Annotated in this window: 9 protein-coding genes; 3 read left to right on the top strand and 6 right to left on the bottom strand. The window is 55.6% G+C overall.

All coding sequences use genetic code 11. From position 1 onward, the window contains the following. Window positions 1–23 precede the first annotated feature (23 nt). A complete protein-coding gene (locus Fuma_RS07260; RefSeq protein WP_077023540.1) occupies window positions 24–4,106 on the bottom strand; it encodes a Calx-beta domain-containing protein in 4,083 nt (1,360 codons plus the stop codon). 481 nt (window positions 4,107–4,587) lie between these two features. On the opposite strand from Fuma_RS07260, the gene Fuma_RS07255 reads away from it, so the two are divergent. Further along, window positions 4,588–5,181: a c-type heme family protein gene (locus Fuma_RS07255; protein WP_077023539.1), complete on the top strand. Its 594-nt coding sequence runs from the start codon at window positions 4,588–4,590 to the stop codon at window positions 5,179–5,181. Between the two features lie 346 nt (window positions 5,182–5,527). Further along, entirely contained in the window at window positions 5,528–8,827 is a 3,300-nt protein-coding gene (locus Fuma_RS07245; RefSeq protein WP_077023537.1) for a WD40 repeat domain-containing serine/threonine protein kinase, read from the top strand. Between the two features lie 64 nt (window positions 8,828–8,891). Here Fuma_RS07245 and Fuma_RS07240 read toward each other — a convergent pair whose 3' ends face one another. Beyond that, complete coding sequence (locus Fuma_RS07240; protein ID WP_145944028.1) at window positions 8,892–10,286, bottom strand: hypothetical protein; 1,395 nt, start codon at window positions 10,284–10,286, stop codon at window positions 8,892–8,894. A 557-nt stretch (window positions 10,287–10,843) separates the two neighbouring features. Between Fuma_RS07240 and Fuma_RS36410 the strand changes: the two genes are divergently transcribed. After that, window positions 10,844–10,972 (top strand): hypothetical protein, encoded by a 129-nt coding sequence (locus Fuma_RS36410; RefSeq protein WP_257787789.1) that lies wholly within the window; start codon window positions 10,844–10,846, stop codon window positions 10,970–10,972. A 274-nt stretch (window positions 10,973–11,246) separates the two neighbouring features. Here the strand turns inward: Fuma_RS36410 and Fuma_RS07230 are convergent, their stop codons facing one another. The 4 genes from Fuma_RS07230 to Fuma_RS35885 all read right to left on the bottom strand — a co-directional run bounded on the left by Fuma_RS07230 (window position 11,247) and on the right by Fuma_RS35885 (window position 15,215). Beyond that, window positions 11,247–12,725, bottom strand: a complete 1,479-nt coding sequence (locus tag Fuma_RS07230; RefSeq protein ID WP_083731871.1) for a vitamin K epoxide reductase family protein — start codon at window positions 12,723–12,725, stop codon at window positions 11,247–11,249. Window positions 12,726–12,799: 74 nt separating this feature from the next. Beyond that, window positions 12,800–13,726, bottom strand: coding sequence for a PP2C family protein-serine/threonine phosphatase (locus Fuma_RS07225; protein WP_158520891.1), 927 nt, complete (start codon window positions 13,724–13,726; stop codon window positions 12,800–12,802). A 324-nt stretch (window positions 13,727–14,050) separates the two neighbouring features. After that, window positions 14,051–14,872 (bottom strand): transglutaminase-like domain-containing protein, encoded by an 822-nt coding sequence (locus Fuma_RS07220; protein WP_077023533.1) that lies wholly within the window; start codon window positions 14,870–14,872, stop codon window positions 14,051–14,053. 142 nt (window positions 14,873–15,014) lie between these two features. After that, window positions 15,015–15,215, bottom strand: a complete 201-nt coding sequence (locus tag Fuma_RS35885; RefSeq protein WP_218922403.1) for a hypothetical protein — start codon at window positions 15,213–15,215, stop codon at window positions 15,015–15,017. Window position 15,216 lies beyond the last annotated feature (1 nt).

Below are 15,216 nucleotides of genomic sequence, written 5' to 3'. Positions count from 1 at the left end.
TCCACAACAAAACGTAAAGTGCTCTAGTTGAGAACCGCCAGGTTAATTTCGTCCAACAACCCCGCCAACAAGTCGGATTGGTTCCCACTACCGACGGAAGCGACCGCCAACTGGCCGACAGGATCGAACAGCTCATCGTTGTCAGTTCGGTCCTGCTTTGAAGAATCGTTGTCGGCAGGCTCGATAGAAGTCTCAATAGGCAAGGGGTGCCCACCTGCGTCAAACGGTATCGGCGGGAGCTCGAGGCGTTCGTCTGCCTGGGCAAAGTCTGCATCAGCGGGCGGGGCGGCGAATGGTGTCTGAGCAACGTTCGATTTCTCAGTGGCTGAGTTGCCATCACCGGACATTGGGCTACCGGAAGCCGTGATGTTCGGTGGCGGTCCAAGCTGGAAGACGTGCACGATGGGTGATCCGCTGGGAATGTCGTTTGTTGGGTCTCCCCAGCGCTGTTGAGCGACATACAGGCGGTTGGTTGCGGGATCGAAGGCGGTGCCGGCGAGTTGTTTGGCGGGATCAAGATCGGTCATGCCGGGGAAGTCGAATGTCCAGACGTCGTGTGGCTGCACTTCCCACGGAGCCAGTTCGCCACTGCGGACCTTCGCGTAATCGTAGGCATCGTAGGCCCAAACCTGGTACTCGTATTCGCCGTTTAACGAATGAGGCCCCTTGTAGTGCCCGCGAGCGTAGTCGTTGTAGACGGGGCTATCGCCATAGCCGACGAAGGATTCTCCCGTGTCGTCGTCGACTCCAATCGATCCAAAGAACAATACAGATCGCGTGCCTGGAGCAAACACGACGTCTTCGACCGTTGCGTTCCAGTTGTACAACGGATCGTCGACAATCGCCGGTCCAGGGCGATGGCTCGGTTCAATAAACGCCAGGGCATGAGAAGTTTCGCCGGCGTGCCAATCGGCCGCGTGCGGATAGTACGTCAGGGTTTCCGGAGTCTGGAAGTCGGACGTTCCGATCTTTGATGCGTCGAACGCAAACGCCGAAGGTCCCATGGAAGTTCTGAGCAATCCGCTAAGTCCCGACTGGCCCAACAAATGAGATCCGCCCAACGCTGCCTGCCATTCGGAGGGAATCTCCGTCATGTAGCCAGCAACAAAACCCGCGTCCGTTCCGTCGAAGCCCTGCCCGGAAAGACTGTCAGCGACGTTGAACAGCCCATGGACTTTTCTGTCTGTGATTTGATCCAGATCCAAACCGTCAATGATGAAGTGGGAATGTGACGCACCGACTCCCACGTCGTATCCAACAATCGCAGACACGACAAGCTTGTCGCCGACAACCAAAACATCATCGATCTGGATCTCGTAATTGGCGCCGTTGCCTTCAAAAAGCACATCGCCCTTCTGGCCGCGGCTGTCAATTTCCAACATGCCAGCCAAGTCAACGTGACTAAACAGCGTCGCAATTTGCATCTGAGCAGGATCAGTGGCAAGCTCTGAAGGAATACTGACCTCCGCCAGCACAGAATTGGCCGCCACAGAATAGGTGCGGCTATTCGGCGGCGTTACATCGCGAGAATTCTCGCCGGTCACGTACAACGTGTTGCCGGTGCCGTCTGCGTTTGGCCTCAGAGCTAATCCGAGTCCTCCGTAGTAACCACCGAAACCGAATTCGCCATTCGCACCGCCAGCCGGAAGTTCGAAGGCCCCCAGATAGCCGTTCATGAACTCCGAAGGATCAAAGAATGGCAGCATTTCGGGATCGGCGGCATCGTCGTTTCTAATCGTGATCATCGCCGATCCGTCACCGACACCAGCATCGACGGCATTGCGCAGCTGAATGCGAAACTTCTCATCAGTTTCATGCTTTCGATCTCCCGAAATCGAAACAGAAATAGTTTGACTGGTCTGGCCAGGTGCAAACACGAGCTGTCCATTGGTTGGTGTGTAGTCCTGTCCAGCTTCTGCCGTGTAGTCGACGGTTTCGTAGTCGACAGTGACCGTTGTTGTGGGGCCGTTGAGTAGTGTGACAACGACCTCAACCTGTCTGGCACCCCATTCGCCTTCGGAAACCACCGCATCTGCGACTAGTAGCGTCGATGGATCGAACGGATCGTCATTGTCCAGAATGGTGATCATCGCAGTGACGTTGCTCAACCCCGCGTTCACCGCGCCGTTGAGTTGCAGAATGAACGCTTCGGCTGGTTCGTGCAGGCCGTCGTTTACGATCGGCATGCTGACAAACTGAGTTAGTTGAGTGGTTGCGGCTTCGAACACGAGCTGTCCGCTGGTGCCCATGTAGTCCGTGACGGCCATCGCGGTGTCGTTAAAGGTTGTGTACTGCACAGTGACTGTTTCGGTCGGAGTTTCTGACAGCGTCACCGCAACGTAAGCTGTTCCCGCTGTTTCGCTAACGGTGAGCGAGGACGTGCCGACTGCCACTTGAGACGATTCTGCCTGTTCGATCGTTAGCTTTGGCGCAAGGTCTGAGTTAGCGTATTCGGAGCTGGCGACTTGATACAGCGTGTAGTCACCCGTTTTGATGACGGTCACAAAGCCGTGGTTTGCCAGCAGCCCGCTGTTCCACGCGGCGACCGCAGACGTCACGTCAAAGCTAATCCAACTGTCTGCCGTCGCTGGCGACAGTGTGGCTGTTGAAATGAGTCCGTTGGCTCCATTGCCGAAATCGAAGTTCGTGTGATAGTCGCCTCCGGGCTGCAACCACTGACTGCTGCTGGACGCGTTTGCCCACGAAGCGCCGGGGCTGGGAGCCCATGGATCGAGTCCGCTGCCTTCTTCCCAGTCACGACTTAACGCGTAGAGTTCAACCAACATGTCGCCGCCGGAATAGTATTCGGACGGCAATTGATAAAGTTCCAGCGTCGCTGCTTTGGGAACGACGTCGCCGACATCAGACAGGTCGAATTCCAGCAGCGAACGATGCGCCGGTCCGCCCCACTGGACCCATGTGGCGTAGAAGTCCAGCACGTGCGATCCGCCAAGGTTCGCGTTCGGGATCGTTTCTGGAACAAGGTGAGTGTCGATCGCGTTTTGCAGGATAATCGGTTCCGTGCCGCGCTCGTCGTTGTCTTCGATGGTGACGGTGGCCGTGGTGTTGCCGAGAATGGCATTGACCGGGCTGAAAATCACGAGTTCGAAGGATTCAGTTGGTTCGTGCGAAGTGTCGTCGACAATCGGAATCGCAACCTGTTGAACGAGTGTCTGAGTTCCCGCAGGAAATGTCAGCGTTCCGGATTGTGGCTGATAGTCTGTGCCAGCGTTCGCGGTTTGGTCGACCGTCGAATATTGAACCGTGACGGTGTCTTCAGGCGATTCCGCCAGCGAAACCGTGATCATCGCCGGACCGGAGGATTCGCCGACGGTCAACTGAGTCGTGCTGACGGAAATTTCCGGTGCGGGAGTTTGGTCGACCGTCAGTCGCGGAGCCAGGCTGCTGTCGGAATATTCAGAACTGGCGATCTGATACAACGTGTAGTCACCGGACGTGATGACGGTAATAAAGCCGTGGTTTTCCAGTTGCCCGCTATTCCATGCGGCGACAGCCGCTGTCACGTCGAAGCTCACCCAACTGTCTTCAGTCGCCCCCGACAAAGTTGCTGTGGCGATCAGACCGTTCGCCCCGTGTCCAAAGTCGTAAGTGGTGTTAAAGTCACCGCCAGCTGTTTGCCATTGGTCGTTGGTCGTCGCGTCAGTCCATGAAACGCCCGCAGCAGGTGCCCACGGATTCGTTCCACTGCCTTCTTCCCACGCTTCGGTCAGAGCGTACACTTCGACCGCCATATCGCCGCCCGCATAATTGTTGGAACTAAGTTGATACAGTTCCAAAATGGCAGATGCAGGAACAGCTCCGCCGGTAGGAGCGAGATCGAATTCCAGAAGCGAGCGATTGGCGGGGCCTCCGTACTGCACCCACGTAGCGTAAAATTCCAGAGTCGGTGAGCCGCCCATGTTGGCGTTGGGATCGATCTCCTCAGCAATATGAGCGTCCGCCGCATTCTGCAGGACGATGGAATTACTAGACAGCAGCGTCCGCGATTCCAGAGCATCCGTGCCGTAACGGCGCAGGCTGCGTCGGTTACGCTTGTTGCCGCGTGATAGCGACTGGAAGAAAGACAGCTTGCGAGCGTGAGACATTGCAGCAGTTTCTCCGAAACTTTATGACGTGGGCGATGATCCGCAGGCAATCGATCGAACGATCTGTAGACACCAGCAGTCATCTTGAGATGGGACGTCGCGTCACGTGATCCGCTTTCGTTCCTCAGAATCAGAACACCACGAAACACGAGCCGCGCGATGATCATAACCAGCGCTGATGAAATCCTCTGCCTTGTCATCGCATTTTTTCGACGTTGTGCGCGCCTCACCCATTCGGCCTGATTAGCGAGCACGTTTCGCTTGACGTGAAACCCATAGAACTGGGCACGCCGTCGTTGACGCATTCGAAACCCACACTTGAATCATCTACATGAAGGTGTATTATTCTTCAAGTGTGGCAAACGGGACGAGTCTTGTGTTGTCACGAGCTCAAATGCGCGCATCACGATTCAAGGCGCGACCGACTTTGAACAAGCGTTAACGGCATCCGGTTTGGCACTGACGACCAGGACAAGGAACAATGAAAACGATTCCCCTTTATGTGCTGAGTGCCGCATGGTGCGTGTGGTCCGTTCTGAGCACAGCCAGCGCCGATCCCGTTGATGCTGATGCCGCAGCGCAGAGCAGTGAAGCAAGTCAGCCGAAGGTAGATAAGACCTCGAAACCAACTGTCGATGATTCTCATCGCGTGTCGATCGAAGCGGCTCGCGAACGAGCGGCATTAATGCACAAGATGTATGCGGCCACTTTGGACGTGATGCATCACCGCTATTTTCATGGCGACCGTGCTGTCGTGCCCGCTCGAGCGATGGAGGACGTCTTCAAAGAAATGGAACGGACCTCACACACGAAAGCAAACTGGATTTCGATCAATTTGAAGGCGATGAGCATCGACCACGAGCCAGAAACCGCTTTCGAAAAGCGAGCGGCCAGAGAGCTGGGTTCTGAAAAGGCCGTAATCGACGTTGTGGAAGACGGCTACTACCGTCAGGCACGCACGATTCCCTTGACCAGCGGTTGCATCAGTTGCCACGGCGGTTTTTTCAAGAAGCCGTCGGAGAAAGCCAAATTCTCCGGCTTGGTGATCAGCGTCCCTGTTCACGAATCAAAGTGAACAAAAGACCGTTGTCCATTAGCAACGACCGGCGTTGTCCTGCAACGACACTGCGGTGGCGGTTCTTGAACGGCCTGCTTTACTGGTGGGCATTAAAAATGGGCTTCGTGGGTATGGAAATCCCGGGTGTGTTCTTTCTTGCGTGGTGCTGAATGAAGAGCGAAACTGCGTGGATATCGACTGATGGTCGCAGGGCGGAAATACCGCTGGCGTTCGTCGAGCAATCCGCCGTTGGTCCGTGTCGGAATTACCTGCTTCACGATCGAACTTCGGCCTGTCGAGATGCGTTGGGGAAGTGACAATCACGGTCACCGCGGCAGATAAGACACCTTGACAAACAACGTTCATGATTTCTGAAACGCCGCCGAACCATGATGATCCTCTTAAGGCACTGGCGGCCAGTGAACGGTTACGTGTCGATGAATTGATTGACGAGTTTGAATTGGCTCGCGATGCTGGCCGCCCCGTGACTGTGGAAACATTATGTGCCGCAGAGCCGGAGCTGTTGAGCGCAGTGACGGATTCACTTGCCCGACTGGCCGCCGTCGACCAGAGGCGACATCTGCTCGATACCGCGAACCGGCCGAAACAGATCGGCGAGTTCCTTGTGCTGGAGCAAATCGGCGTCGGCGGAAGCGGCGTTGTGTTTCGGTGCCAGCAGAAGAATCCGAATCGCGTGGTTGCTGTCAAGGTGCTGAAGCCCACGCTGGATCCGGAAGATCAGGAAAAACGATTTCGCCGCGAAATGCGAGTCTTCGAATCCGTCAAGACAACAGGGCTGGCCGAAGTCTTCGTGAGTGGCATTACGCAATGGAATGGTGTCCGCTGTTTCTGGTTCGCCATGCAATTGTTAAGCGGCGGACGGATCGACAGCTACGTATTCGAACACAAGTGTTCTCAGAAAACGATTCTGCGAAAATTCCGATCCATCTGCGTCACACTGCAGGCCGCTCATCGGCAGGGGATCGTTCACAGAGACGTCAAGCCTTCAAACATCCTGGTCTCCGACGACGGCGAACCGCACCTCGTTGACTTTGGCGTTGCCACGATCGCCACGTTCGACGACAGGGAAGCAACACGTTCTATTGAAGCGATGGCTGGAACGTTGGCATGGATGGCCCCAGAAGTCGTGTTGGGAACTCTGGTCACCCCCGACACTCGTTCGGACATCTACAGCCTCGGCGTTGTTTTGTTCCAGCTGCTCGCGGACAAGCACCCGTCCGGTTCGACCAAATTGTCGTTCGCGGAAGTGACGGTCCGGTTTCAATCGGACAAAGCCATTCGGCTGTCTCACGCAACCGACAACGTTTCACGCGACCTCGACACCTTCCTGTGTCGGTTACTCGACTACGACCCGGACTACCGCTATCAAAACATGGACGATGTCATCGCAGACACAGACCGTCTGCTGGCCGATGAGCCGGTGAAAGCTCGGTCCGTTTCAGCTTACGAAAGAACGTGGCGATGGTGTCGGAAAAACGTACTGCTAAGCACCATCACTGGCGCCGCATTTGTCGCGATCGTTTCTGCTCTGGCTATCTTTTTCGTTTCTGCAAACCGCGTGCAACACTTCGCCGATCAGTTGCGACGGACCAATGCTGAACTCGAACATTCGCTGGATCTACGTGAACGAGCGATCGTGAGTGCTCGTCTTGCAAAAATGTCTGATCACCTGGAAGCGGACCCACAGGCGGCTTCGCGTCAGTTGAACGATGCCACTCGCTTTCCGCCATCGCTGCGAGGCTTCAGTTGGGACCTGCTGAACTTTCAAGCGGACACTGAGTACTTCCAGATCCTGTGTGATGACGAAGCGATCCGAGCGGTCCACTTTTCACATGACGACAGCCTGATTGCCACGGTTTCGGACGGCGGCTACCTACAGGTTCATGACGTGGCATCAGGAAAACGACTGTGGCGTGCGCCAAGAGTACAACGGAACACCGAACTGCGTTTTAGCGGCGACGACGCCTTTCTGTATTGCGTTTCTGCGGAAGCTGGGATTCTGCAGTACGACGTCGCAAGCGGACAACAGCAGAAGGTGTGGTTGCCGGAAACGCCGTGCCGACGATTGATCGATTATTCCGAAGACGCCCAAAGTATCGTGGCACAGTCCCGTGACAACGTTCTGATCCGCGTGGACGTCGCTTCTGACGAGATCAACACGCAAGCGATGGACAATAACTCAAGGCTGGCAGGCCTGTGGTTTCAGGATGAGGGGCGTGTTGTTGGCGGCAGCACTCACACCGGCCAGTTGACGACGTGGCGGTCACCAACTTTGACTCCTGACTCGGAGCGGGATCTGACTTCAATTGACTCCAGGCTGGGTAGCTTTCGACGAGCGATTACAAACGCTGACATGGACGATGGCCCGGTCTACGCTGTTCTCAACGGACGCAATGAAGTTGTTGCGATTAGGCCTGATGCCAGGCCCGAACCAACCGTGCAGAAATTCTCCGTTCGCAACGAACAAATCATGGCCATCGCACTGAGACCGCCCTTCGACGTCCTGATGACGGTGCCATTCCAGACTCGCTTGATCAGCACACAGGGCCGTTCCAGAACGAGAACCTTTAGTGATGGTGTCAGACGATCGCTCTGCTGCGCGGTTTCTTCAAATGGAAAGCGAATCGCCATCGGCGATGAAGATGGAACGGTTCGCGTGTACGGCCTGCAAACACCGTCTATCGAACATGAGTTGCAGATTTCGGCGAAGAGTTGGCCCGAACACAACTTTGATTCACCGCTGACAACAGCAGGTAGCGATTCCGGACGGTTCACATTCGTTGGCTATCTCGATGGCACCCTGGTGACCTTCGACAATGAAACACTGGCGTCTGTTTCCGTCGCGAAAATTGCAGACGGCCCCGTCCGTGGGTTAGCCGTGCCACAAAGTGAGGAATGGGTGGCTTGCGGCGTGGCAAGTGGAGCCACTGGCGTTTACGTGTGCCAGACCAGCAATCTTCTGTCCTCGACAACAGACGGCCGCGCGGCACCGGCTAATTGCGTTCTCGAACCGACATTTCAGATACCACTCCCATCCGTTCGAACGCTTCGCCTGGGGCACGCGGATAGAACATTATTCGCCGCTCATCGGAACGGATCCCTATCCGCAATCGACACCGAAACATGGAAGGTTCGCCACACGTGGCACGGCCATGATGATGGCGCCTATTCGCTCGACACGTTTGAAAACCTGCTCGTGTCAGGAGGTTCTGACGGCTGGATCCGAGTCTGGAATTCTGAAACTTATGAGCTGATTGCTGCATGGAAAGCTCACAACAAACGGATCACAGGCTTACAACTTAGCCCGGATGGAGACCGCGTCTATTCATCATCACTTGACCATACCGTGGCGATTTGGTCCATCCATGGGGCGTGCGTCCGCCGCATGAAGGGACACACTTCCACCGTTCGAGATATCGCCGTTTCACCGGACGGAAAGACGCTGGCCACCGCCAGTGAAGATTCCACCATTTGTCTCTGGGACGCAGAAGCCGGTGAAGCTCAACTTATTCTCGACAGCCATGCCAACCTCGTGCAAAGCGTCCGCTTTTGCCCATTGGGGTTGTTGTCCACCAGCCAGGATGGCACCACACGGCTGTGGGGCGCCCACTGTGACGCTTCTAAACATCCGAAGCCAAACTGAATCGGCTGCGTGTTATTCAACAGCGCCAGGAACCTGTTTTCGGACCGGACGGGATAAGAACGGCTCACTCTGGTTTTCGTAAGCTCACCCGTGCGTAGGTTAGCGTTCTGGGCGTGTCGGCCTGTCCGCCAAACATCTCCAAAGTCCACGATTGCGGTGAGCCAGCTCGCACGGTGGTTGTGAAGTAGGACGTGAACGGTTTCTTGAAGGATATTGGAATGGGAACGCCAAACGTTCTGTCCGGCATGACTTCAACGATCCGGTTTTCAAATACGCGGTCGCCGTTCTTGTCCGTACCAGACGCCAGATGGACGACAAAAAGGCGATTGTCCGGAGTCACATGAAACCGGCCGGCTGATCCAGCGATGCCCGGCGTCCCTTCATCCTTTTTCAGAATGGAACCGCGGTGGATAACTTTACCTTCGCGGATCACGGCGTAGTTGAGTGCCTCACTTTGCCTGGCGTCCGGAAAGAACTTTTCACGCAGCCGCACGTCGATAGCGCGTTCAGTCCACACCACATGAACGTCGCCATTTGGTGCCAGCCAGAGATCACCGGGCGACAACCAGCCGCAGGTTTCGTCGCGACTGGCAATTTCAACCCATTCGCCGAATAGCTCTTTCGTGATGTCAGATGTCCAGGTGTAAAACAGCCGCCGAAAATCGTAGTCCCATTTCTGGCCCGTCAGTTTAAACTTAAATTCACGGAAGTCCTTATTCGGCTCGGTCACGTCGCTCACGCCAAAAAAGTGCACTGCGCGGTCACGTAACGCGACGTTGGGATAACACAATCGCACAGGTTTCGGTTCATCGTATTCCGCACCCCAAGGCCACTTGATCTGCCCTTGAGCGCTCCATTCGCCTGACTTGTCGAGAAACGACCATTCGGCATGCGAATAGCCAATGTTCTGCATCAGAATCAGTTCTCCTGATTTGCCATCAGCAGCGAAACTGCGGTAGGAGTGCTCGGAGAAGGCTGGCTCGTCTTGCCAGGTGGAAACCAATTCGACGGGCGGCGCTGTGAGATTGGCGGAATCAAACTGAAAAACCGTCGGCTGGGCCGGACCGGCGTAGGCTGTTGGATTGAGCGTCGGGTTTGCGGAGAGAAAAACACGACCGTCTGCGAAGGCAGCCAACGGCGATGGTTCGCGCGTGCGGCCGTCTGTGTCCACATGAACGCGGCTCCAACCGTCATGATTTCGCGTAAAAAGCATCCAGCGGCAATTGTTGAGCGGCTTCGCATCCGGCACAGTTTCGAGCCCCGAGACAAACACGCAATCTCCGCTGCGCACGAGACTCGTCGACCCCGAACACCACATCGGTCCCGCACCATTCTCAGCGGCCGTGTAGGTATAAACCTCCTCCTCCAGCTCAACCAACGGCGCAATCTGGACCGCATCATCGGCCACAGCAAATAAACCAATCCACGACAGACAAACGACAATCGCAAGTCTTTTCATTCTAAGTTCCTGCACAAAGTTGTGTTTGCGAGAGGAATGATACAGACGGCGTACTTCAAGCTTCACTGATCGTTCTAATCAGTCGCAGCTCATTTCGGAAGAGGTGCCACCGTAGGTTTACAGTAACAATTCGTCAGGGACAGACGCAACTTGTCGGATGGATTCACCAGATTCGATTTAGGCATCAGATGCCGTCACAGTGAATCGTCGAATAGCGACATCCGATATGGTTCGGACGGGCAATCGAAGACGATATCGCAGAATACGTCGGCGAGGGAGCGAATTGTCATGGCAAGCGACTGCTGTTCAGGGCCGATGTGCGTGCAGTAGCTTAACGTGTGACGCGTTCCGGCTCGGGCGAAGCGCATGCCGAAGATTTCGTACAGGCCTCTTGAGGTGGCGACGCAACTTCGTCGGCTGATCGAAGATTCGAACACGCGACGGTCGGCGAGTTCCGCATGCACCGGGAAATCGGTCGCGGTGGGATGGGTGTCGTTTAACAGGCCGAACAGCCGGCACTGGAACGCCGCTTTGCTTAGAAACTTCTGCCCAAACGCATGGGCCTAACGACTCCTGGAAGTGAGCGGTTTGGGCGTGAAGCACTTGTGGTCGCTCGCCTGCATCACAAAAAAAGCATCGGTCCGGTCTACAGCGTCGATGCCGATGGTGATCTGCTGTTTTTTTAGACGATGCAGTCCATTCGTGGCGACAGTCTTACAGCGTGACCCGTGTGCTGCGAGGTGACGTCAATCTTCAGACACAATGGACAGGTTGCCGGCGGAATATGTCTCGACGGGCGGAGTCGACTGCCTCTGCTGATCACCGGCCGAAGTCTGTGTGTACGACTTCGAGACGAGTGAGGGAGTCGGTCACGGCGATTGACTCGGCAGAAGAATTCGTGACCGCAGTAAACACCGTCGGTCGGTGTCTCTTAAACGACCGACGGCAAGTCAGGTTTGCTCACATTGGGAACTGTTGCTTAATGATTTCGATCAGTCTTTCTGGAGTCGTGACTGCTCCTACGATGGATGATGAGGGAAATAACAGTTTGGGAATGACTCCTTTCCGGGCACGCTCGTAGAGCTTCATGTTCTTCGCAATATATGCTGCGGGGATGTCGGTGTTGAGTTCTTTTTTCAGTTCGTCCTGACCGACCAATGTCGATGCTTTGGCGAATGCCGCCGGATAGTTGACGGGAGTCGTCATGAGCCAATGATGAAAGGCGTCAAATTTGCCTGGCTGCAGGTGCCACACGGCAATCGCCAGGTGGGCCAGCTTGCATGCGTCATTATGGATCGCCGCCGTCGTCTGGACGTGAGGGTTGCAGGCGGTGTTCAGTGGGACTGGCAGCACGATTACGCCAATTCGCTTATTGTATTGTTTCAATGCTGCGTGCACCGTCGCGTGTGTTTGTCGACAGTGAGGACACGTGTAGTCCAGCATTTCTACAAACACGAATTCAGCGTCGGGGCTACCGATCAGCGGCCATTTGGAGATGTCCAGCTGAACGTCGTTCAGGATCGTGGCCGTTCGTAGTTCTGTCTTGTTAGAAGCTTTGGGCTTCTCGGGGGACGCTGATTTTTGTTCGCCGGGAACGGTCACCTGACTCGTAAGGTACTGTGCCGGGCTGATCAGGCTTAGCACTGCCAACTGCAGATCAGTGACTGATTCTGTTTCTTGTGTCTGGCTGATTGGCGCTTCGAACAGTTCCGGCGTTTGCTGTTGAATTGCGTCAGCGTCTGAACTACTAGGAGGGATGACTGCAGGGCTGTTGTACTCGATGATTTCGAATTTTTCCGGCGGTGGCGTCAGCAGTTGCGTCGTCACGAGGGCGCCCACTGCGACCATGCCAGCCGCAGCCGAAATATATGTCATTTTCTGGCCAGCCGGTCGCTTCACTACCATCACTGCAGCCAGTAGCAAGCCGCAAGTGTGAACAGCCAGGCAGTAAGGGCAAAGGTGTTCCACCGAAAACAACTGCAGTCCGATAAACCACACCGCAGCAAGCCCAGCCGAAAACGCGGCGAATGTGATGGCGGGCCATCGCAGACCATCGACTCGCTTTGATACATGTCGTGGGACACTCAACAGCGTGAGGACGAGTGTGTACAGCAATAGTGACGGCACGCTGACGGGTAAACCGAGCACCTTTGACCAACGGCTTGTCATCACGTGGCTGCAGTCGAACACTCCATTGCTTCCGCAACCAGCGACAGAACCAGACGTCGCTGTGACCCAGCCGAGATACGCACTGACCACCATTGCCGCCAGCGCCGCTATTCTCAGCATCCAGACCGTGTTGCGTCCCATCGCGACGTCGGAATGCACGCCTGATCCACTGGATTCAGTTCCAAGCCGTTGGCTGGAGCGTGGTCTTTCCGCTCCGGAAAACCAGGGGCTGGGAGCCTGTGAAACAGGGGCGTGAAAGAATGTGGTCATGTCGATTCGTCTTTAGCTTCTGGTATTGAATATCCGTTGGTGAAAATGAATGCGATTGAGAACGTCGCTCCGCGTCACGCTGTGCCCAATGGCCCGATCGTGTGCTCAATCCATGTATCTGCGAGGTCCGTGTTTGTGTGGTCGCTTGCACTTGCAGAGCCAACCGGTTCAAGCTGCCCACAGTCCTGGTGCTGCCCCAGAACGATTGTGATGTTGTCTCGTCCGCCACGTTGTTTGGCCATCTCAACGAGTCGTCGGCAGGCCTGCTCAGGCGTAGCTGCGGACGAAATAACGCTCGAGATTTCTTCATCGTCCACGTGTTTCACTAACCCGTCGGTACACAGCAAAAGGTAGTCCGACGGTTGCAGAACGCATTGCTTGACCTCGATTTCCAAGTCGCGGATATCGGTTCCACCTAAACAGTTCCACAAGACGTTCGCTCCGGACCCGGAATCAACGGAGTCCGGGTCGATTTGTTTTAGAAGTGTGGCGAGGTTGTGATCGGTCGTTAGTTGAATCAGTTCCGAATTTCGGACGACGTAACATCGGCTATCGCCAACGTGGGCGATCCAAACGTTTCGGTCATGCACCAATGCTGCCGTCAGAGTCGTCCCCATACCGGACAACTCCGGATGCTCAGAACTTTCGTGGAAGATTCGACGATTGGCCTGCCGAACAGTTTGACGCAGACCGTCTAACAGCATCCGGTCTCGGGCCGAACGGCCCTTCTCTGATGCCGCGACGTGCAGCCGGTTAAGGCTTGCGCGGAGCGTGTTGATGGCGATCGCTGACGCTAAATTGCCGGCCGCATGCCAGCCCATTCCATCGGCAACGGCAAGCAACTGCTGGTCCCCACCTTCGATGCTGGCCGTCGCGGCCGCGGTGCGACTGGCCACGATCGTCGCGTCAGACTCAGCACTTGCCACCAAAAAGCAGTCCTCGTTGCGTCGACGGGCCAGGCCAGCGTCAGTGATGGCGAATGTGAGTAGTGAAGTACTCATGGTGATCTTTTCTATCATGCCCGAAATGTGAATGAGCCATGCTGCCAGCCGACCTGACCAATCGTTTGATACGCCTTGCCGTTGTATTCGGCCGGTCGGCGCCGCAGTCGGTGCGATCGGATAATGCAGCAGGTGTGCCAAAGGCGAATCCGTTGACGCAAGTGCCGCGAATTTGGGCACTTACGTCACGGCGGCAGCCCGGTGGATTCCGTCGGCAGATTGTGGCGAGGTAAGAGTGGTTGCTCTCGTTCCAGCCTGGCAGCCGAGTGACCATCGAGCTGTCGCTTTACATAACACCTCGAACTCAGTCAGCAGCTCGCACCGTCACGCCGTGGACACCGCTGATGCGCGGTTTGCAGCTTGCTGGCCGCTGGCCTGAACGGTCTGCTGAGTAAGCGTGGCTTGACCGGTGATTGTTGCGAACGAGACATCGGCGGCGTCACGCCCAACGCCGATTCTGACCAATCCACTCACAGGGGCCAATTTCGTGGGATCGAACAAGTACCATTGCCCGTCCAGAAACGCTTCAATGAAGCCATGGAAATCGGGCGGTTGGAGGTCAACCGCGTAACCGGCCACATACCTCGCCGGAATTCCAACCGCGCGACACAGTGAAATTGCCAAGTGTGCGTAGTCTCGACAAACGCCAACCCGCTGCACCAAAACGTCTGCGGCCGTCGTTGTTGATGTGGTGCTGCCCGGCGTGTAATCAAGGTGGCCGTTGACCCATTCGCAAATCGCGACGACCCGGGAGTAGCCTCGTTGAAGGCTGCCGAATTCTTCAAAAGCGAACCGCGACAGTACGTCGCTTTCGCAATAGCGGCTTGGATTCAGATAGGGCAGGACATCTGCCGGCATATGCTGAGCGTCCCATTCCTGAAGTCCCGCTGGTTGATCGATTTCCGGTTTGAGATTGGCCGTGGCCTGGTAATTGACCTGTAGCTGGCCCGGTTGAGCGAATACACGTTGCAGCTGGTTTCCTTCAAAACCCACCTGACACCGCTCAACCTGCACGTCGGGCGTTATCGAAAACTTTTCATCGATGATGCTTTGATGTTCAGTTTCAGCGGCGGTGACCTGAAATAAGAAAACGGTAGGGGTGCGAACGTCGTAGTTAAGTTGACAGCTAACTTCGATCTGAGTCATGGAGGATTGTGCCTTATTCGAAATGTTGAAAATGGAGTTGCAAATTTTTGGTTGATGGAATTTGAAACGGTGCCCGCCTAATAATTTGACTTGGTGGACTCGCAACTGTTCCGCGAGGCCAATGCTGCAGTGGCTAACTCGTTCAGAACAGTACGCTCGCCCAGTCCATGGGCATCTTCAGCAGCGCATCCGACAGCGTCCGCGACCACCATTCGGTCACACCAGTGATTTCTTCCTGTGTGAATCGGTGAAACTTCGCTTTGCGATGCCCGTTGGCGATGACGGCGACATCAATTGGGCAATCGACATCTGTGACACTCGCGCGGGTCGCGTCGAACGCCACA

Origin of the sequence: Fuerstiella marisgermanici, from assembly GCF_001983935.1 — a bacterium.
GTDB lineage: Bacteria > Planctomycetota > Planctomycetia > Planctomycetales > Planctomycetaceae > Fuerstiella > Fuerstiella marisgermanici.
The sequence above is the reverse complement of the archived record's forward strand: the minus strand, read 5'-3'. Positions and strand labels throughout refer to the sequence as shown.

What these genes read in the sequence shown, in the direction of transcription:
- Fuma_RS07260 (WP_077023540.1), bottom strand. Translation starts at nt 4,106, where the DNA reads ATGTCTCACGCTCGCAAGCTGTCTTTCTTCCAGTCGCTATCACGCGGC.
- Fuma_RS07255 (WP_077023539.1), top strand. Translation starts at nt 4,588, where the DNA reads ATGAAAACGATTCCCCTTTATGTGCTGAGTGCCGCATGGTGCGTGTGG.
- Fuma_RS07245 (WP_077023537.1), top strand. Translation starts at nt 5,528, where the DNA reads ATGATTTCTGAAACGCCGCCGAACCATGATGATCCTCTTAAGGCACTG.
- Fuma_RS07240 (WP_145944028.1), bottom strand. Translation starts at nt 10,286, where the DNA reads ATGAAAAGACTTGCGATTGTCGTTTGTCTGTCGTGGATTGGTTTATTT.
- Fuma_RS36410 (WP_257787789.1), top strand. Translation starts at nt 10,844, where the DNA reads ATGGGCCTAACGACTCCTGGAAGTGAGCGGTTTGGGCGTGAAGCACTT.
- Fuma_RS07230 (WP_083731871.1), bottom strand. Translation starts at nt 12,725, where the DNA reads ATGACCACATTCTTTCACGCCCCTGTTTCACAGGCTCCCAGCCCCTGG.
- Fuma_RS07225 (WP_158520891.1), bottom strand. Translation starts at nt 13,726, where the DNA reads ATGAGTACTTCACTACTCACATTCGCCATCACTGACGCTGGCCTGGCC.
- Fuma_RS07220 (WP_077023533.1), bottom strand. Translation starts at nt 14,872, where the DNA reads ATGACTCAGATCGAAGTTAGCTGTCAACTTAACTACGACGTTCGCACC.